16 protein-coding genes and 1 pseudogene are annotated in these 23,472 nt (G+C 71.7%); 7 read left to right on the top strand and 10 right to left on the bottom strand.

Translation table 11 applies throughout. The annotated features are described in order from the left end of the window. Positions 1-2,226, top strand: a complete 2,226-nt coding sequence (locus IEZ01_RS11165) for a heavy metal translocating P-type ATPase (RefSeq protein WP_189201406.1) — start codon at positions 1-3, stop codon at positions 2,224-2,226. Positions 2,227-2,613: 387 nt separating this feature from the next. On the opposite strand, the gene IEZ01_RS11160 is transcribed toward IEZ01_RS11165, so the two are convergent. From IEZ01_RS11160 to IEZ01_RS11140, 5 genes are all read right to left on the bottom strand, one after another. Further along, complete coding sequence (locus IEZ01_RS11160; RefSeq protein ID WP_019886527.1) at positions 2,614-3,903, bottom strand: citrate synthase; 1,290 nt, start codon at positions 3,901-3,903, stop codon at positions 2,614-2,616. Positions 3,904-4,083: 180 nt separating this feature from the next. Beyond that, positions 4,084-6,351: an SF1B family DNA helicase RecD2 gene (gene recD2 / locus IEZ01_RS11155; protein WP_189201404.1), complete on the bottom strand. Its 2,268-nt coding sequence runs from the start codon at positions 6,349-6,351 to the stop codon at positions 4,084-4,086. A 242-nt stretch (positions 6,352-6,593) separates the two neighbouring features. Beyond that, positions 6,594-7,427, bottom strand: a complete 834-nt coding sequence (locus IEZ01_RS11150; RefSeq protein WP_189201402.1) for a sugar phosphate isomerase/epimerase family protein — start codon at positions 7,425-7,427, stop codon at positions 6,594-6,596. After that, the gene (locus tag IEZ01_RS11145) at positions 7,424-8,563 is read right to left on the bottom strand and encodes a dihydrodipicolinate synthase family protein (RefSeq protein WP_019886531.1); all 1,140 of its coding nucleotides are present in this window, start codon (positions 8,561-8,563) and stop codon (positions 7,424-7,426) included. The genes IEZ01_RS11150 and IEZ01_RS11145 overlap by 4 nt, the downstream gene beginning before the upstream one ends. After that, on the bottom strand, positions 8,560-9,711 hold the full coding sequence (locus IEZ01_RS11140) for a Gfo/Idh/MocA family protein (RefSeq protein ID WP_189201400.1): 1,152 nt from the start codon (positions 9,709-9,711) through the stop codon (positions 8,560-8,562). The genes IEZ01_RS11145 and IEZ01_RS11140 overlap by 4 nt, the downstream gene beginning before the upstream one ends. A 210-nt stretch (positions 9,712-9,921) precedes the next feature. Here IEZ01_RS11140 and IEZ01_RS11135 point away from each other — a divergent pair, with 210 nt between their 5' ends. Next, positions 9,922-10,992, top strand: coding sequence for a LacI family DNA-binding transcriptional regulator (locus IEZ01_RS11135; RefSeq protein ID WP_189201398.1), 1,071 nt, complete (start codon positions 9,922-9,924; stop codon positions 10,990-10,992). 197 nt (positions 10,993-11,189) lie between these two features. Next, positions 11,190-11,675, top strand: a pseudogene (locus IEZ01_RS11130) (GNAT family N-acetyltransferase); the annotation flags it as partial. Here IEZ01_RS11130 and IEZ01_RS11125 read toward each other — a convergent pair. Beyond that, positions 11,590-12,528: an EamA family transporter gene (locus tag IEZ01_RS11125; protein ID WP_040875470.1), complete on the bottom strand. Its 939-nt coding sequence runs from the start codon at positions 12,526-12,528 to the stop codon at positions 11,590-11,592. The pseudogene IEZ01_RS11130 and the gene IEZ01_RS11125 sit on opposite strands and share 86 nt — an antisense overlap. Before the next feature lie 99 nt (positions 12,529-12,627). Here IEZ01_RS11125 and IEZ01_RS11120 point away from each other — a divergent pair, with 99 nt between their 5' ends. After that, entirely contained in the window at positions 12,628-13,545 is a 918-nt protein-coding gene (locus IEZ01_RS11120; protein ID WP_189201396.1) for a LysR family transcriptional regulator, read from the top strand. A 25-nt stretch (positions 13,546-13,570) separates the two neighbouring features. Here IEZ01_RS11120 and IEZ01_RS11115 read toward each other — a convergent pair whose 3' ends face one another. Next, complete coding sequence (locus IEZ01_RS11115) at positions 13,571-14,209, bottom strand: TetR/AcrR family transcriptional regulator (protein ID WP_229832865.1); 639 nt, start codon at positions 14,207-14,209, stop codon at positions 13,571-13,573. A 103-nt stretch (positions 14,210-14,312) separates the two neighbouring features. On the opposite strand from IEZ01_RS11115, the gene IEZ01_RS11110 reads away from it, so the two are divergent. The 3 genes from IEZ01_RS11110 to IEZ01_RS11100 all read left to right on the top strand — a co-directional run bounded on the left by IEZ01_RS11110 (position 14,313) and on the right by IEZ01_RS11100 (position 17,631). Continuing rightward, positions 14,313-14,798 carry a carboxymuconolactone decarboxylase family protein gene (locus IEZ01_RS11110; protein ID WP_189201394.1) on the top strand — a complete coding sequence of 162 codons (486 nt, stop codon included), beginning with the start codon at positions 14,313-14,315 and terminating at the stop codon, positions 14,796-14,798. A gap of 321 nt (positions 14,799-15,119) precedes the next feature. After that, positions 15,120-16,928 carry a glycoside hydrolase family 3 protein gene (locus tag IEZ01_RS11105; protein WP_189201392.1) on the top strand — a complete coding sequence of 603 codons (1,809 nt, stop codon included), beginning with the start codon at positions 15,120-15,122 and terminating at the stop codon, positions 16,926-16,928. Between the two features lie 94 nt (positions 16,929-17,022). Then, entirely contained in the window at positions 17,023-17,631 is a 609-nt protein-coding gene (locus IEZ01_RS11100; RefSeq protein ID WP_019886546.1) for a hypothetical protein, read from the top strand. 34 nt (positions 17,632-17,665) lie between these two features. Here IEZ01_RS11100 and IEZ01_RS11095 read toward each other — a convergent pair whose 3' ends face one another. The 3 genes from IEZ01_RS11095 to IEZ01_RS11085 all read right to left on the bottom strand — a co-directional run bounded on the left by IEZ01_RS11095 (position 17,666) and on the right by IEZ01_RS11085 (position 23,382). Then, complete coding sequence (locus tag IEZ01_RS11095; RefSeq protein WP_189201390.1) at positions 17,666-19,129, bottom strand: S28 family serine protease; 1,464 nt, start codon at positions 19,127-19,129, stop codon at positions 17,666-17,668. A gap of 77 nt (positions 19,130-19,206) precedes the next feature. Beyond that, positions 19,207-19,584 (bottom strand): hypothetical protein, encoded by a 378-nt coding sequence (locus tag IEZ01_RS11090; RefSeq protein WP_019886549.1) that lies wholly within the window; start codon positions 19,582-19,584, stop codon positions 19,207-19,209. A gap of 99 nt (positions 19,585-19,683) precedes the next feature. Next, positions 19,684-23,382 (bottom strand): ABC transporter ATP-binding protein, encoded by a 3,699-nt coding sequence (locus IEZ01_RS11085; protein WP_189201388.1) that lies wholly within the window; start codon positions 23,380-23,382, stop codon positions 19,684-19,686. Between the last annotated feature and the right edge of the window lie 90 nt (positions 23,383-23,472).

Below are 23,472 nucleotides of genomic sequence, written 5' to 3'. Positions count from 1 at the left end.
ATGACTGCCACCCTCACCACCGAGCTCACCATCGGCGGAATGACCTGCGCCTCCTGCGCGGCCCGCGTCGAGAAGAAGCTCAACCGGATGGACGGCGTGACCGCGACCGTCAACTACGCCACGGAGAAGGCGAAAATCTCCTACGCGCAGGGCATCGAGGTCGCCGATCTGATCGCTACGGTCGTCAAGACCGGCTACTCCGCCGAAGAACCCCCGCCCCCGCAGCCCGAGCCCTCCAAGGAGGGCAAGGATGCCGACAGCCGGGAGCCGGAGGCCGCGGACGCCCTGCGCCAACGGCTCCTCGTCAGCGCGGTGCTGGCCACCCCGGTCGTACTGTGGGCGATGATCCCGGCCCTCCAGTTCGACAACTGGCAGTGGCTCTCCCTCACCCTCGCCTCTCCCGTGGTCGTCTGGGGCGGCCTCCCCTTCCACCGCGCCGCCTGGACCAACCTCCGGCACGGCGCCGCGACCATGGACACCCTCGTCTCGGTCGGCACGCTGGCCGCCTTCGGCTGGTCCCTGTGGGCCCTGTTCTTCGGACACGCGGGCCTGCCCGGCATGCGCCACGGCTTCGACCTGACCGTCACCCGCGCCGACGGCGCCGCCACGATCTACCTCGAAGTCGCCGCCGGCGTGATCACGTTCATCCTCCTCGGCCGCTACCTGGAAGCCCGCGCCAAACGGACCGCGGGCGCGGCGCTGCGCGCGCTGATGGAGCTCGGCGCGAAGGACGTCGCGGTCCTGCGGGCCGGTACGGAGGTACGGATACCGGTCGCCGAACTGCGCGCCGGGGACCTCTTCGTCGTACGCCCCGGGGAGAAGATCGCCACCGACGGCACGGTCGCCGAGGGCGCCTCCGCCATCGACGCGTCCCTGCTCACCGGCGAGTCCCTGCCTGTGGACGTGAGCACCGGCGACCCCGTCACCGGCGGCTGCGTCAACACCTCCGGGCGTCTGGTCGTCCGGGCCACCCGGGTCGGCTCCGACACCCAACTGGCCCGGATGGCACGGCTGGTCGAGGACGCCCAGAACGGCAAGGCGCAGGTACAGCGGCTCGCCGACCGGATCTCCGCGGTCTTCGTCCCCGTCGTGCTGCTGCTCGCGCTCGGCACCCTCGCCGCCTGGCTGCTGGCCACCGGGGACACGACGGCCTCCTTCACCGCCGCCGTCGCCGTACTGATCATCGCCTGCCCGTGCGCCCTCGGTCTCGCGACCCCGACCGCGCTCATGGTCGGCACCGGCCGGGGCGCCCAGCTCGGCATCCTGATCAAGGGACCCGAGGTGCTGGAATCCACCCGCCGCGTGGACACCGTCGTCCTCGACAAGACCGGAACGGTCACCACGGGCCACATGGAGCTGGTGGGGGTGCGCGTCTACGGAGGCGTATACGGCGCCGAGCGCACCGGCGAGGAGGAGCTGCTGCGCCTCGCGGGCGCCCTGGAGCACTCCTCCGAGCACCCGGTCGCCCGCGCCGTGGCGGCCGGCGCGGCCGCGCGGGTCGGCGAGCTCCCCGTACCGAAGTCCTTCGAGAACGTGCCCGGCCTCGGGGTACGCGGCTCGGTCGACGGCCACCGCGTGCTCGTCGGACGCGCGGCCCTGCTCGCCGCCGAGGAGATCGAGGTACCGGGCGCCCAGGAGCCGGGAGTCGTGCACGTCGCCTGGGACGGGCGGGCCCGCGGCACTCTGAAGGTCGCCGACGCGGTCAAGGAGACCAGCTCGGAGGCGGTGGCCCGGCTGCGCGGCGTGGGCCTGCGTCCGGTGCTGCTCACCGGCGACAGCAGGTCCGTCGCGGAGCGGGTGGCGGCGGAGGTCGGCATCGACGAGGTGATCGCCGAGGTGCTGCCGCAGGACAAGGTCGACGTGGTCAAGCGGCTCCAGGGCGAGGGGCGGGTGGTCGCGATGGTCGGCGACGGCGTCAACGACGCGGCCGCGCTCGCCCAGGCCGATCTGGGCCTGGCGATGGGTACGGGTACGGACGCGGCGATCGAGGCCGGCGACCTCACCCTCGTTCGCGGGGACCTGCGGGTCGCGGCGGACGCCATCCGGCTCTCCCGGCGGACCCTCGCCACGATCAAGGGCAACCTCGGCTGGGCGTTCGGCTACAACGTCGCCGCGCTGCCGCTCGCCGCGGCCGGTCTCCTCAACCCCATGATCGCCGGACTGGCGATGGCCCTTTCGTCCGTATTTGTGGTGACGAACAGCCTGCGACTGAAGACGTTCACGTGAATTCACGTTCACGTGACGCACAGGACCTTCACAAAGAGACCTAGATCACAGATATTTGGGGGTAACCATTCGGGCCCTTCGCGAGTCTAAGTGGGCGATGCCAAGAACGTCTTGGGGGACGTTCATGGGATGTCTTGGGGGACGTCCCAGGCAAGCGTTGGCCGGGGCACGTGCACCGGGGAGCTTTGAGCGGCCCTCCCGTACGTACGTACCCCGGCAGACCGCGGAAGCTTCTGCTGGGTAACACCTGCAGACGCCCGGCCCGGATCCCGTGGGGGGAATCCGCACCGGGGATATGGGAAGCGCCCCGCTCGTCGACCCGTGGGGGGATCGGCGGCGGGGCGCTTTTCGTTCAGGCGCCGTCAGGCACCGAAGGCGTCAGCGGCCTCAGCGGGCCTCGACCGGCACGAAGTCGCGCAGGACCTCACCCGTGTAGATCTGGCGGGGGCGGCCGATGCGGGAGCCGGGCTCCTTGATCATCTCGTGCCACTGGGCGATCCAGCCGGGCAGCCGGCCGAGCGCGAAGAGCACGGTGAACATCTCGGTCGGGAAGCCCATCGCCCGGTAGATCAGACCCGTGTAGAAGTCGACGTTCGGGTAGAGGTTGCGCGAGACGAAGTAGTCGTCGGAGAGCGCGTGCTCCTCCAGCTTCAGCGCGATGTCCAGCAGCTCGTCGGACTTGCCGAGCGCGGAGAGCACATCGTGCGCCGCGGCCTTGATGATCTTGGCGCGGGGGTCGAAGGACTTGTACACCCGGTGGCCGAAGCCCATCAGGCGGACACCGTCCTCCTTGTTCTTCACCTTGTTGATGAAGGAGTCGACGTCGCCGCCGTTGGCCTGGATGCCCTCCAGCATCTCCAGGACCGACTGGTTGGCGCCACCGTGCAGCGGACCCCACAGGGCCGAGATGCCGGCGGAGATCGAGGCGAACATGTTCGCCTGCGAGGAGCCGACCAGACGCACGGTGGAGGTCGAGCAGTTCTGCTCGTGGTCCGCGTGCAGGATCAGCAGCTTGTCGAGCGCGGAGACCACGACCGGGTCGAGCTCGTACTCCTGCGCCGGGACCGAGAAGGTCATGCGCAGGAAGTTCTCGACGTACCCGAGGTCGTTGCGCGGGTAGACGAACGGGTGACCGATCGACTTCTTGTACGCGTACGCCGCGATCGTCGGCAGCTTGGCCAGCAGCCGGATCGTGGAGATGTGGCGCTGCTTCTCGTCGAACGGGTTGTGGCTGTCCTGGTAGAACGTCGACAGCGCGCTGACCACGGAGGACAGCATGGCCATCGGGTGGGCGTCGCGCGGGAAGCCGTCGAAGAACCGCTTGACGTCCTCGTGCAGCAGCGTGTGCTGGGTGATCTCGTTCTTGAAGGCCGACAGCTCGTCGACCTTGGGAAGCTCACCGTTGATCAGCAGGTACGCCACCTCGAGGAAGGTGGAGCGCTCGGCGAGCTGCTCGATGGGGTAGCCGCGGTACCGCAGAATGCCCTGCTCACCGTCGAGGTAGGTGATGGCGGATTTATAGGCGGCGGTGTTGCCGTATCCGCTGTCCAGGGTGACCAGACCGGTCTGGGCTCGGAGCTTCCCGATGTCGAAGCCCTTGTCACCGACGGTGCTCTCGACCACCGGGTAGGTGTATTCACCGTCCGCGTACCGCAGTACTACAGAGTTGTCGCTCACGTCATCCCTCACCGACGTAGTGCCTCTTCTTCGAGGTGCCCTGACTGTCTCTACCATCCCCCATTTGGCTCAGGAGAGTGCACTCGGGGTCGACCATTGGGCCAATCGGCGGCACTGAGTGCCGCCAACCTGCACATCCTGCCCCCTTCGCCCCGGTTCCGGAAAGTCCTGCGGAGCGTTTCACACGGCCGGGGGCCGCGAACCGCGCCCTTGGAACCCCTCGTCCGCCCGGTCTCGTCCGGTGAGCCGATGGGCGAGCGCCGTAAAGCGCCTGCCTGCGGAAACAGTACGTACTGCCTGGCCGATCGCCCTGCGGGAGCCGACCAGGACGACCAGTTTCCGCGCTCTTGTGACGGCCGTGTAGAGCAGGTTCCGCTGCAGCATCATCCAGGCCCCCGTGGTGACGGGGATCACCACCGCGGGGTACTCGCTGCCCTGCGAACGGTGGATCGTCACGGCGTACGCGTGAGCCAGCTCGTCGAGTTCGTCGAAGTCGTAGGCCACCTCCTCGTCCTCGTCCGTCAGCACCGTCAGCCGCTGATCATCAAGGCTGAGTGAGGTGACCACGCCGACCGTGCCGTTGAAGACGCCGTTCCGCCCCTTGTCATAATTGTTGCGAATCTGCGTGACTTTGTCCCCGACGCGGAAGACCCGGCCGCCGAATCTCTTCTCGGGGAGGTCCGGGCGGGCCGGGGTGACGGCCTGCTGGAGCAGACCGTTCAGCGTGCCCGCGCCGGCCGGGCCGCGGTGCATCGGGGCCAGGACCTGGATGTCCCGCCGTGGATCAAGGCCGAATTTGGCGGGAATCCGCCGTGCGGCGACATCAACGGCCAGCCGGCCCGCGTCCTCGGTCTCCTCCTCGACGAAGAGGAAGAAGTCGGGCAGACCGGAGGTGATCGGGTACTCGCCGGCGTTGATCCGGTGGGCGTTGGTCACCACGCCCGACTGCTGGGCCTGCCGGAAGATCCGGGTGAGCCGGACGGCCGGCACCGGGCTGTCCGGGGCGAGGAGATCGCCGAGCACCTCCCCCGCGCCCACCGACGGGAGCTGGTCCACGTCCCCGACGAGCAGCAGATGCGCGCCCGGCGCGACGGCCTTGACCAGCTTGTTGGCGAGCAGCAGATCCAGCATGGACGCCTCGTCGACCACGACCAGGTCGGCGTCCAGTGGCCGCTCCCGGTCGTACGCGGCGTCCCCGCCCGGCTTCAGCTCCAGGAGACGGTGGACGGTGGAGGCCTCGGCGCCGGTGAGCTCCGCGAGCCGCTTGGCGGCCCGGCCCGTGGGCGCGGCGAGGACCACCTTGGCCTTCTTGGCGCGGGCGAGCTCCACGACGGACCGGACCGTGAAGGACTTGCCGCAGCCGGGGCCGCCGGTGAGCACGGCGACCTTGCGGGTGAGCGCCAGCCGGACCGCCTCCTCCTGCTCGGGGGCGAGTTCGGCGCCCGTACGCTCCGCGAGCCAGGCCAGCGCCTTGTCCCAGGCCACGTCCTGGAAGGCCGGCATCCGGTCCTCGCCGGTCCGCAGCAGCCGCTGGAGCTGGGCGGCCAGGGAGAGCTCGGCGCGGTGGAAGGGCACGAGGTAGACGGCCGTCAGCGACTGTCCCTCGGGCCCTGGCACCCGCTCGCGTACGACCCCGCTCTCGCCGTCCTCGCCGGGGGTGGCGAGCTCGGCGAGGCACTCGATGACAAGGCCGGTGTCGACCTGGAGGAGCTTCACCGCGTCGGCGATGAGCTGCTCCTCGGGCAGGAAGCAGTGTCCTTGGTCGGTGGACTGCGACAGGGCGTACTGCAGCCCGGCCTTGACCCGCTCGGGGCTGTCGTGGGGGATGCCGACGGCCTGGGCGATGCGGTCGGCGGTGAGGAAGCCGATGCCCCAGACGTCGGCGGCCAGCCGGTAGGGCTGGTTCTTGACGACGGAGATCGAGGCGTCGCCGTACTTCTTGTAGATCCGCACGGCGATGGAGGTGGAGACGCCGACGCCCTGGAGGAAGACCATGACCTCCTTGATGGCCTTCTGTTCCTCCCAGGCGACCCCGATGAGCTTGGTGCGCTTGGGCCCGAGGCCGGAGACCTCGATGAGCCGCCCGGGCTCCCGCTCGATGACGTCGAGGGTGTCGGTGCCGAAGTGGTCGACGATCCGCTCGGCGATCCGGGGGCCGATGCCCTTGATCAGGCCGGAGCCGAGGTAGCGGCGGATGCCCTGGATGGTGGCCGGCAGCACGGTCGTGTAGTTCTCCACCGTGAACTGCTTTCCGTACTGCGGGTGGGAGCCCCAGCGGCCCTCCATGCGCAGCGACTCGCCCGGCTGGGCGCCGAGCAGCGACCCGACGACCGTGAGGAGGTCTCCGGCGCCGCGGCCGGTGTCGACGCGGGCGACTGTGTAGCCGCTCTCCTCGTTGGCGTAGGTGATTCGCTCCAGCACACCTTCGACCACTGTCTGATTCGACATGATCCGACGGTAGCGCCGCCCTCGGACAGCGCGGCCGGCCTGTGGACAACTCCGCCCGGTCCGGCCCGCCGGGCCAAGTCACCGCCGGCGGCCGGGGGAACTACTGGGGGCCCGGTCCTGCGACCGGGCCCCGCGTGTTCCCCTCCCGTCGCGGCTCCCCGAATCCCCCCAGATCCCTCCCCGGAAGCCCCGACACCAGATAGACACGCGTCACCCACCAAGGGTTGTACGACTGCGCGCGGTTATTTTTCCGGAATCCCGGATTCCCGGATCCGGCGGTAGCGGGCCACCGTCTCCGCCAGGACCACCAGGCCCTCGCGGGCCCACAACGCGTCGTTGAACAGCTCCACTTCGACCGGACCGTGGTACCCGGCCCCGTCGAGCAGGGAGCACCACGCCGAAAGGTCGATCACGCCGTCGCCCAGCTGCGCGCGCCCGTTGAGGACACCGGCGGGCAGGGGGGTCGTCCAGTCCGCGAGCTGGAAGGAGTGCAGGCGGCCCGCCATGGCCGCGCGGATGGCCGCCGCCGGGGCGCGCTCGTCCCACCAGACGTGGTACGTGTCCACGACGACGCCGACCCGGTCGGCGGGGAACGCCTCGGCGATCGTGAGGGCCTGGTCGAGGGTGGAGATCGCGCAGCGGTCGGCCGCGTACATCGGGTGGAGCGGTTCGACGGCCAGACGTACGTTCCGGCTCGCGGCGTACGGCACCAGCTCGGCGATCGCCTCGGCGATACGGGCCCGCGCCCCCGCGAGGTCGCGGCTGCCGGGCGGGAGGCCCCCGGAGACCAGGACCAGGGTGTCCGTGCCGAGGGCCGCGGCCTCGTCGACCGCCGCGCGGTTGTCGTCCGGTGACGTCCGCGTCGTGAAGAAGCCGCCCCGGCACAGGCTCGACACGGTCAGCCCCGCGTCCCGTACGAGCGCCGCCGCGGCCTCGACGCCGTATGCCCGCACCGGTTCACGCCACAGCCCGACGGCCGGGACACCGAGGCGGACACAGGCCGCCGTCAGCTCCGGCAGCGAAAGCTGCCGGAGCGTCATCTGGTTGACGCTGAAGCGCGCGAGGTCCCCCGTCATCCCGTCACTCCGTGCACCGTGAGCAGGGCCCTCATCCGTGCCTCGGCGAGTTCCGGGTCCGGGAAAAGGCCGATGCCGTCGGCGAGTTCGTACGCCCGCACCAGGTGCGGCAGCGAGCGCGCGGACTGGAGGCCGCCGACCATCGTGAAGTGGCTCTGGTGGCCGGCCAGCCACGCCAGGAACACCACGCCCGTCTTGTAGAAGCGGGTCGGGGCCTCGAAGAGGTGCCGGGCAAGAGGGACGGTCGGGTCGAGGAGCGTACGGAATCCGGTCGTGTCGCCGGCGTCCAGGGCGCGCAGGGCGCGGGCGGCCAGCGGTGCCAGGGGGTCGAGGGCGCCGAGGAGGGCGTGGCTGAAGCCCTGTTCGTCGCCCGCGATCAGCTCGGGGTAGTGGAAGTCGTCGCCGGTGTAGCAGCGCACGCCCTCGGGGAGCCGGCGGCGCAGCTCGGTCTCGCGCCGGGCGTCCAGGAGGGAGACCTTCACGCCGTCGACCTTGTCCGGGTGGGCGGCGACGATCTGGAGGAGGGTCTCGGTGGCGGTGTCGAGGTCGGCCGATCCCCAGTACCCGGCGAGCGCCGGGTCGAACATCGGGCCGAGCCAGTGCAGGATCACCGGCTCCGACGCCTGCCGCAGCAGGGGCCCGTACACGGCCAGGTAGTCGTCCGCCGAGCGCGCCGCGCCCGCCAACGCGCGCGAGGCCATGACGACGGCCCGTGCCCCGGCCTCCTCGACGAGCGTCAGCTGCTCCTCGTACGCCGCCCGGACCGCCGGCAGCCCGGCCGGGCCGGTCAGTTGCTCCGTGCCGGCCCCGCAGACGATCCGCCCGCCCACCGCCCTGGCCTCGGCAGCCGAACGGCGGATCAGCTCGGCGGCGTGGGGCCAGTCGAGACCCATGCCGCGCTGTGCGGTGTCCATGGCCTCGGCGACACCGAGCCCGTGGGACCACAGATGGCGGCGGAAGGCGAGCGTGGCGTCCCAGTCGACCGCGGCGGGCCCGTCCGGGCCGGTGTACGCGTACGGGTCGGCGACGACGTGCGCGGCGGCGAAGACCGTACGGGAGACCGGTGCCGGGCCGGCAGCGGCCATCACGCGCGCGGTGCGGGGTTCGTAGGGCCCCTGGGGCAGGCGGATCGTCACAGCGCCAGCTCCGGTACGTCGTAACGGCGGCCCTCCGCTGATGATTTGAGGCCGAGCTCGGCGAGCTGGACTCCGCGCGCACCGGCGAGCAGGTCCCAGTGATAGGGCTCCTCGCGCGCGATGTGGCGCAGGAAGAGCTCCCACTGGGCCTTGAAGCCGTTGTCGAACTCGGTGTTGTCGGGGACCTCCTGCCACTGGTCGCGGAAGGAGTGGGTGACCGGGAGGTCGGGGTTCCACACCGGTTTGGGGGTCATGGAGCGGTGCTGGACACGGCAGCCACGCAGCCCGGCGACGGCCGAGCCATGAGCGCCGTCGACCTGGAACTCGACCAGTTCGTCGCGGTGGACGCGGACCGCCCAGGAGGAGTTGATCTGGGCGACGGCTCCGCCGGCCAGCTCGAAGATGCCGTACGCGGCGTCTTCGGCGGTCGCCGTGTAGGGCTTGCCCTGCTCGTCCCGGCGTTCCCGGATGTGGGTGGTGACATGGGCGTTGACGGCGGTCACCCGGCCGAAGAGGTCGTGCAGGACGTACTCCCAGTGCGGGAACATGTCGAGGACGATGCCGCCGCCGTCCTCGGCGCGGTAGTTCCAGCTCGGGCGCTGGGCGGGCTGCCAGTCGCCCTCGAAGACCCAGTAGCCGAACTCGCCCCGCACGGACAGGATCTCGCCGAAGAAGCCGCCGTCGACGAGGCGTTTGAGCTTGCGCAGCCCCGGCAGGAACAGCTTGTCCTGGACGACGCCGTGCTTGATGCCCGCGTCGCGGGCGAGCCGGGCGAGGGCCAGGGCGCCGGCGAGATCGGGGGCGGTGGGCTTCTCGGTGTAGACGTGCTTGCCGGCGGCGATCGCGCGGGTGAGCGCGTCGACGCGGGCGGAGGTGGCCTGCGCGTCGAAGTACACCTCCACCGTCTCGTCGGCGAGTACGGCATCGAGGTCGATGGACCATTCGGTGAGCCCGTGGCGTTCGGCGAGGGCCCGCAGGGCGTGCGCGCGGCGGCCGACGAGTACGGGCTCGGGCCACAGGGTCTCCCCGTCGCCGAGGTCGAGGCCGCCCTGCGCGCGGAGGGCGAGGAGGGAGCGGACGAGGTGCTGGCGGTGTCCCATCCGGCCGGTGACGCCGTTCATGGCGATCCGGACTGTCCTGCGTGTCACGGGGGTCCCTCCGTACGGCGAGAAGTACGCGGCGGCGCGCGGTGGTCGCGGCAGTGGCTGGCAGCGAGCGGCGGCGCGCGGGTGGCGAGAGGCAGTGCACGGTGGCGAGAGGCAGTACGACGTCAGTAAGCGCTTTCTACGTTCTCTGACGCTAGCCTGCCGAAAGAGGCCCGGACAAGGGGCTCGACCGACTCTCCCCGGAGGAACGCGATGACCGTCACGCTGGCGGATGTGGCCGCACGGGCACGGGTCTCCCCGGCCACCGTCTCCCGCGTCCTGAACGGCAACTACCCGGTCGCCGCGGCCACTCGGGAACGGGTCCTGAAGGCCGTCGACGAACTCGACTACGTCCTGAACGCCACCGCGAGCTCGCTCGCCGCCGCCACCTCCGACCTGGTCGGCATCCTCGTCAACGACATCGCCGACCCCTTCTTCGGCATCATGGCCGGGGCCGCGCAGGGCGCCATCTGCGAGAGCGCGTCGGGCCGGGCGGGCGGTGAGAAGCTCGCCGTCGTCTGCAACACCGGCGGCTCGGCCGAGCGTGAACTGACCTATCTGACGCTCCTGCAGCGCCAGCGCGCCGCGGCGGTTGTGCTGACGGGCGGCGCACTGGAGGACCCCGGCCACATCGCGGCGGTCGCCGCCAAGCTGGCCCGGCTCGCGGAGGCGGGCAGCCGGATCGTGCTCTGCGGGCGCCCGGCCCTGCCGGGCGACGCGAGCGTGGCGGCCCTCGCCTTCGACAACCGCAGCGGCGCCCGCCGTCTCACCGAGCACCTCCTCGCCCTCGGCCACCGCCGCATCGGCTACATCGCCGGGCCCGCGGACCGCACCACCACCCGGCACCGCCTGGAGGGGCACCGCGAGGCGATGGCCGCGGCCGGGCTCGCCGGCGACGCCGAGGGCCAGGAGCGGGCCACCCTGCACGGCCCGTACGACCGCCGCTGCGGATACGACGCGGCCCTCGAACTCCTGCGCCGCGACCCGGAACTGACCGCGATCGTCGCCGCCAACGACACGATCGCGCTCGGCGCCTGCGCGGCCCTGCGCGACCAGGGCCTGCGCGTCCCGGACGACGTCTCGGTCGCGGGCTTCGACGACCTCCCCTTTTCGGTGGACGCGGTGCCGGGCCTGACGACCGTACGGCTGCCGCTGTACGAGGCGGGAGCGCGCGCGGGGCGCCTGGCGATGGGGACGGAGGAGCCGCCGCCGGGCGGCGTCGCCACGATCGCCGCGGAGCTGATGGTGCGCGGGTCGACGGCGGGGCCGCGCGCCCGGCCCTGAACGGTCGATGTGCGGACGTCGCGCCCGACGGCCCGCGACGCGCGCGTGCCGCGTCCGTCTCCGTACGCCCCCGCCACGCGCGCGTGCCGCCGCCGTGCGCGGCGCTATCGTGGACAACACCCGCCTATGGAGGGGCCCATGACCAGCACCTTGGACACTCCCGGCGCCCGGGAGCCGCGATGACCACGGACCGGGGCGTACGGCTGCGGGAGCCTCTGGCCGGGGAGCTCGGGTGGGTCGTACAGCGGCACGGCGCGTTGTACGCCGCCGAGTACGGCTGGAACAGCGAGTTCGAGGGCCTTGTCGCGCGCGTGGTCGCCGACTTCACCGAGGACCACGACCCGCACCTCGAAAACCTGTGGATCGCCGAGCTCGACGGACGGCCGGTCGGTTCGGTGATGTGCGTCCGGGACGACGCGCCCGCGACCGCCCGGCTCCGGCTGTTCCTCGTCGAGCCGGAGGCCCGGGGGCGCGGTGTGGGGGAGCTCCTCGTCCGTACGGTCGTGGACTTCGCCCGGGGCGCGGGGTACCGGGATCTGGTGCTGTGGACGTACGACGTCCTCGCCGCGGCCGGGCGGATCTACCGCCGGGCCGGTTTCACACTGGTCCAGGAGAAGCCGCAGCGTGCTCACGGCGCGGATCTCCTCCTCCAGGACTGGCGTCTGGCGCTCCGGGACGAGTAGCCGGGGCGGCCAGTGAGGTCAGGGCCACCCCGCCCACCAGCAGCGCCGCCGCGCACCACCGCAGCCCCGAGACCGACTCGTCCAGGACGAGGGCGGCCGAGGACATCCCGAAGACCGGGACGAGCAGGGAGAAGGGGGCCACCGAGGAGGCTGGGTGGTGGCGCAGGAGGTAACCCCAGGCGCCGAAGCCGAAGATGGTGGTGACCCAGGCGACGTAGAGGATGACGCCGGCGCCGGTCCAGTCCAGGGAGCGCAGTGCGGCGAGGTCGCGCTCGGGGCCTTCCAGGAGCAGGGAGAGGGCGAGCAGCGGGAGTACGGGCACGGTGCTGACCCAGACCATGAAGTTGAGCATGTCCGGCGGGGCCGCCTTGCGGGTCAGGACGTTGGAGACGCCCCAGCAGGCCGCCGCGGCGACGCAGAGGGTGAAGCCGAGCAGCGGGCCGGACGCGCCCTCGTCGAACGCCGCCACCCCGATCCCGGCCAGGGCGACGGCCATGCCCACCACCCGTGTCCTGCCGGGGCGTTCGCGCAGGGCCACGAAGGCGAAGAGGGCCGTGAAGACCGCCTGGACCTGGAGGACGAGGGAGGACAGGCCGGCCGGGGCGCCCCGGTCCATGCCGGTGAAGAGCAGGCCGAACTTCGCCACCCCGAGCACAAGACCCACGCCCACGATCCACTTCCACGCCACCTTCGGGCGGCCCACGAAGAACACGGCGGGAAGCGCCGCCGCGAGGAAGCGGAGCGCCGAGAAGAGCAGCGGCGGGAAGTGGTCGAGACCGATCTCGATGACGACGAAGTTGATTCCCCAGACGGCGGCGACCAGGGTGGCGAGGGCGAGGTGGGCGGGGCGCATGTGATCGAGGATCACCGCCCAACACCATGTAGCACCAGCGCAGGTTTCTTCATGGTTGGATGAAGCATCGCTACCGAATGACGACGGGCCGGAGGCGGCATGCTGGATCTCGGGCGGCTTCGTGCCCTGCACGCCGTGGCCGTGCACGGCTCGGTCAACGCCGCCGCGGCCGCGCTCGGCTACACCCCGTCGGCGGTCTCCCAGCAGATCGCCAAGCTGGAGCGGGAGACCCGCACGACCCTCCTCGAACGCCAGGGCAGGGGCGTCCGGCTCACCGACGAGGCGCGTCAACTGGCGCGTACGGCCGAGCAGTTGATGTCCCTGGTCGAGGAGGCGGAGGTACGACTCGAAGAGCGTCGGGGGCTGCCTGCGGGACGGCTGGCCATCGGCTGTTTCGCCAGCGCCGCCCGGGGGCTGATGCCCCGGGCCCTGGCCGAGCTGGCACGCCGCCATCCGGCGCTCGACGCCCGGCTGTCGGAGATCGACCCGCATGTGTCCGTGGATCTCGTCGCGCGGGGTGTGATCGATCTCGCCGTGGCCCACGACTGGGACATCGCGCCCATGCCGGCTCCGCCCGGGGTGGAGCAGGCCCTCATCGGCGAGGACCTCTGCGACGTCCTCGTACCGGCCGGTCACCCGCTGGCCGCCGCCCCGTCCGTGAGCCGGGCGGACCTGAAGGACGAGCGGTGGATCTCCCAGCCGCCGGGGACGGTCTGCCACGACTGGCTGATGCGGACGCTGCGGGCCGCCGGCTGCGAGCCGCACATCGCCCACCAGGCCGAGGAGAACCACACCCAGGTCGCGCTGGTCGCCGCCGGTCTGGGCATCGCGCTCGTCCCGCGCCTGGGGCGGGGAGCGCTGCCGGCACAGGTGGCGGCCGTACGGCTCGAACCGGTGCCGGTGCGGCGGCTGTCGGCGCTGTGGCGTGCGGGCGCGGCCCGCCGTCCGGCGATCACCGAGACCGTACGGACGCTCCAGGAGCTGTGGCCGTCGGTGGCGGCCCACCGGGACGCCTAGGTCGCGCGTCCCGGCCGCGGCGGCGTCAGGAGCGGTAGTACCCGAGGAACATGTCGACGCCGGAGTTGATCAGTTTCTCCGTCATGCGCTCGTCGATGCGGTCGCCGTAGGCGTACCGGACGATGTGCGGGTACAGCACCAGGGCGTAGAACTGGGTCACCGCCAGGTCCATGTCCGGGATCGTGAGGTCTTCCTGTTCCCGCAGGGTGGACGACAGGATCGACGAGAACCGCTCCGGTCCCTGTTCGCGCCAGGCCCGGCCCAGCTCCGGGAAGCGGCGGCCCTCGCCGGCGATCAGGGCCCGCAGGGCCAGGACGTCCGGCTGGGCGATGCCGTCCACCCAGCCGTGGGCGGTGGAGACGAGGAGCTCGCGCAGGTCCTCGGCCTCGCTCCGGCGCGACTCCATCATCCGCAGGGTCTCCTCGAACGCCCGGTCGAGCGCGTCGCTGATGACCTCGGCGAACAACTCCTCCTTGCCGGCGAAGTGGTTGTAGACGGTCATCTTCGACACGCCCGCTTCGGCGGCGATCGCGTCCATGCCGATGTTGAAGCCGTGGTTCAGGAACTCCTGACGGGCCGCGCGCACGATGGCCGCCCGCTTCTTGGCGGCGCGTTCGCCGGACGGGGGGCGGCGGGGACTCTGGCTCATCACATCCGTAGCCAAGCATGAACTGTACGGTTGAGTCCAGTTGTACTGGCCTGTACAGTCCAGTTCCGCCGCCGGAGATCCCCGGCGGCGAACCCCGCGCTACGAGACGAGGATGCCGGTGAACTTCCGCCAACGCGTCATGGTCAGCACGGCGACGCCGCGTACCTACGAGGCGTTGACCGCACTCGAGGACTCCGTCCGCTGGGACACCGCGCTCGACGACCGGCTGCGGCTGCTGACGGCCCTCCGCGCGGTCCAGCTCGCCCGCTGCGCACGCACCTGGTCGGCCCAGCTCGAGGTGGCCCTGGCGCTGGGCGAGCGCCCGGAGCGGCTGCGCGAGCTGAGCGCCTGGCGCACGTCCGTGCTGTTCGCACCCGAGGAGCGCGCCGCGCTCGCGCTGACCGAGTCCCTCACCGTCCTCGAAACGGGAGGGGTGCCCGACGAGTTGTACGACGAGGCCGAACGCCTCCTCGGGACGCGCGGGGTCATCGCCCTCGTCATGTCGATCGCACTGACCAACGCGGTGGCGCGGATCGCGGTCGGCGTCCGCGCCCCGGGGGCGACCGCCGAGACGGCGCCCAGCCTCCAGGCCGTCCTGCGCTGAGCGCACGCGCGCGTGCGGCTCGCGGGCCCCGGAACCGCGGCGCGCCCCGCGCCGTCCAAGCGCCGCCCTGTCGGCGAGTCCCCCGCGGCGACGACCTCCCGGCCGTCCGCGGCCGGCAGCGCACGTCCGCCACCGGCGCGGCGCCCCTCCGGCGCCGGTGGCGGAGCCCCTCTCCCCCGCCAAGGCGCGCGACCGGGCATCTCATCGGGTGGTGTTTCTTGTGCACACCCTTGACCTGGCAGTTACTTTCCGACTATCCGTGACACCTTGGAAGTTTCCTTCACCACCCCCGTCACTCATGTACGGCCGGAAGGAGCACCAGTGCACGACCGCGCCCCCTCCAGACGCACCCTTCTCACCGCCACCGCCGCCCTCGCGGCAGCCGCCACCACCGGAGCCGTCACCCCCGCCACGGCGGCCATCGACCACGACCGCCTCCGCCGCCTTCTCTCCCGGATGAGCCTGGAGGAGAAGGTCGGCCAGCTCTTCGTCATGCGGGTGTACGGGCATTCCGCCACCGCACCCGACCAGGCCGACATCGACGCCAACCTCAAGGAGATCGGGGTCCGTACGGCCGCCGAGCTCGTCGCCCGCTACCACGTCGGCGGGATCATCTACTTCGCGTGGGCCCACAACACCCGCGATCCGCACCAGATCGCGGCGCTCTCCAACGGCATCCAGCGCGCCGGCCTCGCCCAGCCCACCCCACTCCCCCTGCTCATCTCCACGGACCAGGAACACGGCATCGTGGCCCGGGTCGGTGAGCCGGCGACGCTGGTGCCGGGGGCGATGGCGCTCGGTGCCGGCGGCTCGCACGCGGACGCCCGCAAGGCGGCCCGGATCGCGGGGGCCGAGCTCGCCGCCCTGGGCATCCGGCAGAACTACGCGCCCGTCGCCGATGTGAACGTCAACCCCGCCAACCCGGTCATCGGCGTCCGCTCCTTCGGAGCGGATCCGCGGGCCGTCGCCGGTCTGGTCGCCGCGCAGGTGAGGGGGTATCAGAGCGCGGGGGTCGCCGCCACGTCCAAGCACTTCCCCGGCCACGGCGACACCGAGACCGACAGCCACTACGGGCTGCCGAAGATCGGCCACACCCGGGAGCAGTGGGCGGAGCTGGACGCGCCGCCGTTCGAGAGCGCCATCGCCGCCGGTATCGACTCGATCATGACGGCGCACATCGTCGTGCCCGCGCTCGACCCGAGCGAGGACCCGGCCACGCTCTCCCGTCCGATCCTCACCGGCATCCTGCGCGAGCAGCTGGGCTACGACGGGGTGGTGGTGACGGACTCGCTCGGCATGCAGGGGGTCCGGACGAAGTACGGCGACGACCGCGTCCCCGTCCTGGCCCTGAAGGCCGGCGTCGACCAGCTGCTCAACCCGCCGCATCTGGACATCGCCTGGAACGCGGTCCTCAAGGCCGTCAAGGACGGCGAGATCACCGAGGAACGCCTTGACGAATCGATCCTGCGGATTCTGCGGCTGAAGGCGAAGCTGGGTCTCTTCCGCGATCCGTACGTCTCCGACAGGGACGTCGACCGTACGGTCGGCACCCGGGCGCATCTGGCCGCCGCCGACCGGATCGCCGAGTCCACCACGACCCTGCTGCGCAACGACGGCGGACTGCTGCCGCTCGACCGGCGCCGGCAGCCCAACCTGCTGGTCGTCGGCGCCGACCCGGCCTCGCCGTCCGGGACGACGGGCCCGCCCACCGCCACCCTCGCCCAGGCCTTCACCGACCTGGGCTTCACGGCCACGGCGCTGTCCACCGGCACCGCGCCCGGCACCGCCAAGATCGACCAGGCGGTGGCCGCCTCGGCCGGAAAGGACGTGGTCGTCGTCGGCACGTACAACGTCACGGCCGGCAGCGCCCAACGCGTGCTGGTGGCCCGGCTCGTCGCCACCGGGGTGCCGGTGGTCACGGTCGCGCTGCGCAATCCGTACGACATCGCCCAGCTCACCGGGCAGGCGGCGACCGTGGCCACGTACTCCTGGACGGATGTCGAACTCCGCGCCGCCGCGCGGGTGATCGCGGGGCGGGCCGAGCCACGCGGGCGGCTTCCGGTGCCCGTGCAGCGTGCGGACGACCCGGCTCAGGTGCTGTACCCGATCGGCTACGGCCTGACGTACTAGCCGTACGCAAACCCCCGGTTCATCTGGCGTGTGCCCGCCACGGCGGGCCACGCTGGGTGGAGCATCGGGGGGTTTCATGCGTTCTCGTCCGGGAATGGCGCCGGTCGTCACTGTCACGGTCACCGCACTGTTCACGCTTCTCGCCGCCCTGCTGGCCGGGTGCCGGGCCGCGCCCGCGCCGAGCGGCGCGCTGGCGACGGCGACGGCCTCGCCGCAGGGGTACGGGGCGGTGTTCCTGGGGCCCGGCGACTGCGGGACGCGCGGGCCGGAGCACCGGGAGGTGCCGTGCGCCAGTGAGAAGGCGGCGGCCCGGGTGCTGAGCCGGTACGACGGGCCGGCCGCGCGCGGACCGGACTGTCCGGACCGTACGGACTTCGTGCTGCACGTCTCGGAGCTGCGGCCGGCCGTGGACGAGGACGGCGACGGGGCCGTGCCGCGTGGGTACGCCTGCATGCGCAATCTGGAGCCGCCGCATCCGGGCGACCCGGGCGGGGGCGGCGGTCCGCACACCCTGGTCGGGGACTGCCTCTACACCTCCCGGAAGGGGCAGGTGAAGGAGACGGCCTGCGACGGCTCGGGCGGGAAGCGGCCGCAGTACGAGGTGGTGGCGGCGGTACCGGGACGCGAGCGGTGCCCGGCGTCCACCGCGCTCTACGTCTCCCTGGGTGGCAGGCAACCGGTGGGCTGTGCGCGCCGGATGTGACCGGCGCGCACAGGGTTTCCGATGAGCGGGTCGGCTACGGGCGCAGGGTCTGGGCCCGCTCCACTTCCCGCTTGTCCAGGCGCTTGTCGAACGGCGCCAGCGGCTTGGCCCGCTTCGGGTCGGTCTGGACGGCGGCCGGGGCGACGCCGGCCCAGGCGAGGATCCGCGCGGTGGCGTGGGCGCGCTCGGCGGGGACCAGGCCGGCCACGTTCGCACCGTGGTTGGCGCCGGGGGCGGCGTAGACGTAGCTGTCACGGGCGCCCTTGCCCAGGCGGAACGGCTCCGCGCCCCATGGGTCGTTCTCGCCGTAGACGAACAGCATCCGGCGGGCGTTGTGCCGGACCCAGCTGTCGACGTCCCGCATGGCCTGCGGCTTGGCCTTCATGGGGATGGAGGCCGGGACGAAGTTCCGCGGCGGCTGGTAGCCGTAGCGGCTCAGACCGGCGAGGTGCGGGAGCTTGATGCTGGGCGAGCCCAGCTCGGTGCCGGCCTGGTAGTAGTACGGCGTGTACGGGTCCAGGCCCTGGTCGGTGTAGAACGAGAAGCCGGAGATGGCGTCGACGCTGTCCCAGATCTCCTGGTCGGTGGCGGTGGCGGCGGCCGGGACGGCCTCGCAGTCGGCGAGCAGGCTGTACTGCCAGAACGCCCAGACGTAGTCGAGGACGACGGCCTCGTAGGCCTTGTCGAGGCTGCCGACGGTGGTGAAGGTGTAGCCGTTGTCGGCGGCGTACTGCGCGTACTTGGCCTGGAGCGGCTCACGGCGGACGAGCGCCTCGCGCTGGACGGCGTTCAGCCGGTCGCGGCACTCCTGGGTGCCGACCTTCTCGAAGAACCGGTCGTAGGCCGCGTCCTCCTTGTTGACGACGTCGTTGGGTGCCACGTAGGCGACGACACCGTCCATGTCACGCGGGTAGAAGCGCTCGTAGTACGTGGCGGTCATGCCGCCCTTGGAGCCGCCGGTGGAGATCCACTTCTTGGTGTAGATCTTCTTCAGCGCCGTGAAGATGCGGTGCTGGTCGGTGGCGGCCTGCCAGATGTTCAGCTTCGACCAGTCGGCCGGCTGGGGCCGGGACGGGGTGAAGAACCGGTACTCCATGGAGACCTGGTTGCCGTCGACGATGGCCGTCGGCTCACTGCGGCGCGGGTTGGTGTTGACGTGGTAGCCCGAGGTGAAGAACACCGTGGGGCGCGTGACGTCCTTGTGCAGCAGGGTGATCCGCTGCTGGAACGTTCCCGCAGAGGGGCGGCGGTGGTCCACCGGCTGCGTGTACGTGAGCACGAAGAAGCGGTAGCCGGGGTACGGCTTCTCCTCGACCAGGGTCATCCCGGGGATCGCCAGGATGCGGTCCTTGATGTCCGCGGACGCTTCCGCGGAGGTACTGCCGGTGTTGCCGGTGGTGTTGCCGGTGGCCGGTTCGGCGGCGGTAGCCGCACTGGCAGCACTCACGGTGCCTATGAGCACCACGAATGACAGCAGCCATCTCAGCGCCTTGCGCATGCGCCCTCCCCTTCGGTTCGCGACGGTCGCGCCGCGAACCTAGCGGGATCAACGCACCCGCCGCCAGACCCAGTTGGTCAGCAGAGGATCCACCCCGTGGAGATGGTGCGGCCCGAGACGGTCCCGGAGGCACGTACGCAGCGGTTGAGCGCGTGGACGGTCACCGGCCCGGCCTGCCGGGTGAACCGGCCGCTGTCGACGACGGCCCGGCCGCCGCGCGGCTGGAGCGAGACGGACATGTCGCGCCGGGGGCCCGGGCCCTTGGCGAGGGTGAGCGCGCAGACGTACTGCCGGCTCTTGTAGAGGCGCAGCTCGCCGGTGGCGAACTTGAGGGTCTTGGTGGGCCGCCCGTTGCAGAGCGAGGCGGCCTCGGCCCGGGCCGTGCCGGGCCCGGCGAGGGTGAGGGCTCCGGCAGCGACGATTACCGCCAGACAGTGCGTCAGCAGTCGGCTCATCCTGGACACCTGTGCCCCCCGTTTCCCTTGGACCCCATCGGCGCGTACATGCGTACGACGCATCAGGCGCCTGTTCGGTTGCGCCTCCCCCCGGCGGGCTCAGGCGGCGGCCGGCTCCTCCTCACCGATGAAGGTGCGCCACAGGGTCGCGTACCGCCCGCCGAGAGCCAGCAGCTCGTCGTGGGTGCCGTCCTCGGCGACCCGGCCGCCGTCCATCACGACCACCCGGTCCGCGCGGGCCGCCGTGGTGAGGCGGTGTGCGACGACCAGGGTCGTGCGCCGCCCGGCGAGCCGGTCGGTGGCGGCGTTGACCTGGGCCTCGGTGGCGAGGTCGAGCGCTGCCGTCGCCTCGTCGAGCAGCAGGATGTCCGGACCGACGAGCTCGGCGCGGGCGAGGGCGATCAGCTGCCGCTGCCCGGCGGAGAGGTTGCGGCCGCGCTCGGCGACCTCGTGGAGATAGCCGCCGTCGAGGGTGGCGATCATGTCGTGGGCCCCGACCGCGCGGGCGGCCGCCTCGACGTCGGCGTCGGTGGCGTCGGGCCGCCCGTAGGCGATGGCGTCCCGGACCGTACCGGCGAAGAGGTACGCCTCCTGGGGGACGACCCCGAGCCGGTGCCGGTACGCCGTCAGGTCCAGGTCGCGCAGGTCGGTGCCGTCGACGGTGACCCGCCCGGACGTCGGGTCGTAGAACCGCGCGACCAGCTTGACCAGCGTGGACTTGCCCGCGCCGGTCTCGCCGACGAAGGCGACGGTCTGCCCGGCCGGGATGCGCAGGTCGATGCCGTCGAGCGCGGCCTCCTCGTCCCCGTAGGAGAAGTCGACGTCCTCGAAGACGATCTCGCCGCGCAGCGCGCGCACGTCGAGCGGCTTGGCCGCCTCCTTGGTGGAGGTCGGCTCCTGGAGCAGCTCCTGCATCCGCTTGAGGGAGACGGCGGCCTGCTGGTAGCCGTCGAAGACCTGGGAGAGCTGCTGCACGGGCGCGAAGAACAGATCGATGTAGAGGAGGTAGGCGACGAGCGCGCCGGTGGTGAGCGTGCCCGCCTCGACCCGGCCGGCGCCGACGATCAGCACGGCGGCCGCGGCCACCGACGACAGCAGCTGTACGAACGGGAAGTAGACGGAGATCAGCCACTGGCCGCGGACGCGGGCCTCGCGGTAGCTGGAGCTGCGCTCGGCGAACCGGGCGGCGCCGGAGTGCTCGCGGCGGAAGGCCTGGACGATGCGCAGTCCGGAGACGGACTCCTGGAGGTCGGCGTTGACCACGCTGATGCGTTCGCGGGCCAGTTCGTACGCCTTCACGCTGGAGCGGCGGAAGAAGTACGTGCCGATGATCAGCACCGGCAGGGTCGCGAAGACCACCAGCGCCAGCTGGACGTCGATGACGACCAGGGCGGCCATGATGCCGAAGAAGGTGACGACCGAGACGAACGCGGTGACCAGGCCGGTCTGCAGGAACGTGGAGAGCGCGTCCACGTCCGTGGTCATCCGGGTCATGATGCGGCCGGTGAGTTCGCGCTCGTAGTAGTCGAGACCCAGCCGCTGGAGCTGGGCGAAGATCTTCAGCCGCAGGGCGTAGAGCACCCGCTCGCCGGTGCGGCCGGTCATCCGGATCTCCCCGGTCTGCGCCACCCACTGCACGATCACGGTCAGCAGCGCGAGGCCGGACGCGGCCCAGACGGCGCCGAGCGCCAGCTGGGTGACGCCCTCGTCGATGCCGTGCCGGATCAGGACCGGCAGCAGCAGGCCCATGCCCGCGTCGACGGCGACGAGCAGCAGGCTGACCAGGAGCGGCAGTCCGAAGCCGCGCAGCAGCCGGCGCAGGCCGTACGACTCCTCGGGGCGCGCCGCGGCCTCGTCGACCTGGGGCGCGTCGGTGGCCGGGGGCAGCGCGGCGACCTGGGCGAGCAGCTCCGGGGTGGCGCCGGCGACCTTGTCCTCCCGCTCCTCCTCGCCGCGGACCCACAGGGCGGGGGTGATGCCGCGCTCGGCGTCGAACTCGGCGTCGAGCTCCTCCCGTACGGTCCGGTCCTCGGGCAGTTCGAGGGGCACGGTGTGGCCGGGCGACACGGCGCCCAGCTCGTCAGGGTCCGTGAGCAGCCGGCGGTAGAGCGCCGAGCGCTTCTCCAGCTCCTCGTGGGTGCCGATGTCGGAGAGCCGGCCCTCGTCGAGGACGGCGATCCGGTCGGCGAGGCCGAGAGTGGAGCGCCGGTGGGCGATGAGGAGGGTGGTGCGGCCCTCCATGACCTGCCGCAGCGCCTCGTGGATCTCGTGCTCCACGCGCGCGTCGACGGCGGAAGTGGCGTCGTCGAGCAGGAGCAGCCGCGGGTCGGTGAGGATCGCCCGGGCGAGCGCGATGCGCTGGCGCTGGCCGCCGGAGAGCGTCAGGCCGTGTTCGCCGACGGTCGTGTCGTAGCCGTCGGGCAGCTCGGCGATGAAGCGGTCGGCCCGGGCGGCGCGGGCGGCCTGCTCGATCTGCTCGTCGGTGGCGTCCGGCCTGCCGTACGCGATGTTCGCGCGGACGGTGTCGGAGAAGAGGAAGGAGTCCTCCGGGACGAGGCCGATGGCGGCGCGCAGGGAGTCGAGGGTGAGCTCGCGGACGTCGTGGCCGCCGACGAGGACGGCGCCGTGGGTCACGTCGTAGAAGCGGGGCAGCAGGAGGGAGACGGTCGACTTGCCGCTGCCGGAGGCGCCGACGACGGCGACGGTCTCGCCGGGCCGGATCTCCAGCGAGAAGCCGTCCAGGACGGGTCGGCCGTCCTCGTACGCGAAGGAGACGTCGTCGAACTCGACGCCCGCGGGGGCGTCGGCGGGGAGTTCCTTCGTGCCGTCGGCGATGACCGGTTCGGTGTCGATGAGTTCGAGGACCCGCTCGACGCCGGCGCGGGCCTGCTGGCCGACGGTCAGCACCATGGCGAGCATGCGGACGGGTCCGACGAGCTGGGCGAGGTAGGTGGAGAAGGCGACGAAGGTGCCGAGGGTGATCTGGCCGCGGGTGGCAAGCCAGCCGCCGAGCGCCAGCATGGCGACCTGGCCGAGGGCGGGCACGGCCTGGAGGGCGGGGGTGTACCTCGAGTTGAGCCGGATCGTGCGCAGCCGGCCGGCGAAGAGCTTGCGGCTGGCGTCGCGGATCTTGCCGGTCTCCTGCGCCTCCTGCCCGAAGCCCTTGACGACCCGGACGCCGGTGACGGAGCCGTCGACGACTCCGGCGACCGTGCCGGCCTGCTGCTGGGCGTACCAGGTGGCGGGGTGGAGGCGGGTGCGGCTGCGTTTGGCGATGAACCAGAGGGCCGGGGCGACCGCGAGGGCGATCAGGGTGAGCGGCAGGGAGAGCCACGCCATGACCACGAGGGAGATGAGGAAGAGCAGGATGTTGCCGATGGTCATCGGCAACATGAAGAGCAGACCTTGGATGAGCTGGAGGTCGCTGGTGGCGCGGCCGACGACCTGGCCTGTGGACAGCTCGTCCTGACGGCGTCCGTCGAGCCGGGTGATGGTGCCGTACATCTCGGTACGCAGATCGTGCTGGACGTCAAGGGCGAGCCGGCCGCCGTAGTACCGGCGTACGTAGGTGAGCGCGTAGACGACGAGCGCGGCGGCGATCAGCAGGCCGGTCCAGGTGGCCAGGGACCGGGTGCCGGCGCCGACCACATCGTCGATGACGACCTTGATGATGAGCGGGACGAGCGCCATGACGGCCATGCCCGCCAGGGAGGAACCGAGCGCGAGCACCACATTGCGCCGGTACCGCCACGCGTAACCGGCGAGCCTGCGTGCCCAGCCTTGTTCGTCCGCCGCCACGTGGTGCCTCCCGTTTCCGCTGCTCTACCGGAAGGCACCAACGCGGTCACGAGCGGATTTCATCCCGCCGTGACGAAACTACGGTCTGTG

Origin of the sequence: Streptomyces purpureus (genome assembly GCF_014648195.1) — a bacterium.
Classification (GTDB): Bacteria; Actinomycetota; Actinomycetes; order Streptomycetales; family Streptomycetaceae; genus Streptomyces; species Streptomyces purpureus.
Note: the sequence above shows the minus strand (reverse complement) of the source record. Positions and strands in the feature narration are given on the sequence as shown.

Coding starts and splice junctions, on each gene's coding strand:
- IEZ01_RS11165 (WP_189201406.1), top strand. CDS start 1: ATGACTGCCACCCTCACCACCGAGCTCACCATCGGCGGAATGACCTGC.
- recD2 (WP_189201404.1), bottom strand. CDS start 6,351: ATGTCGAATCAGACAGTGGTCGAAGGTGTGCTGGAGCGAATCACCTAC.
- IEZ01_RS11150 (WP_189201402.1), bottom strand. CDS start 7,427: ATGACGGGGGACCTCGCGCGCTTCAGCGTCAACCAGATGACGCTCCGG.
- IEZ01_RS11135 (WP_189201398.1), top strand. CDS start 9,922: ATGACCGTCACGCTGGCGGATGTGGCCGCACGGGCACGGGTCTCCCCG.
- IEZ01_RS11125 (WP_040875470.1), bottom strand. CDS start 12,528: ATGCGCCCCGCCCACCTCGCCCTCGCCACCCTGGTCGCCGCCGTCTGG.
- IEZ01_RS11120 (WP_189201396.1), top strand. CDS start 12,628: ATGCTGGATCTCGGGCGGCTTCGTGCCCTGCACGCCGTGGCCGTGCAC.
- IEZ01_RS11100 (WP_019886546.1), top strand. CDS start 17,023: ATGGCGCCGGTCGTCACTGTCACGGTCACCGCACTGTTCACGCTTCTC.
- IEZ01_RS11095 (WP_189201390.1), bottom strand. CDS start 19,129: ATGCGCAAGGCGCTGAGATGGCTGCTGTCATTCGTGGTGCTCATAGGC.
- IEZ01_RS11090 (WP_019886549.1), bottom strand. CDS start 19,584: ATGAGCCGACTGCTGACGCACTGTCTGGCGGTAATCGTCGCTGCCGGA.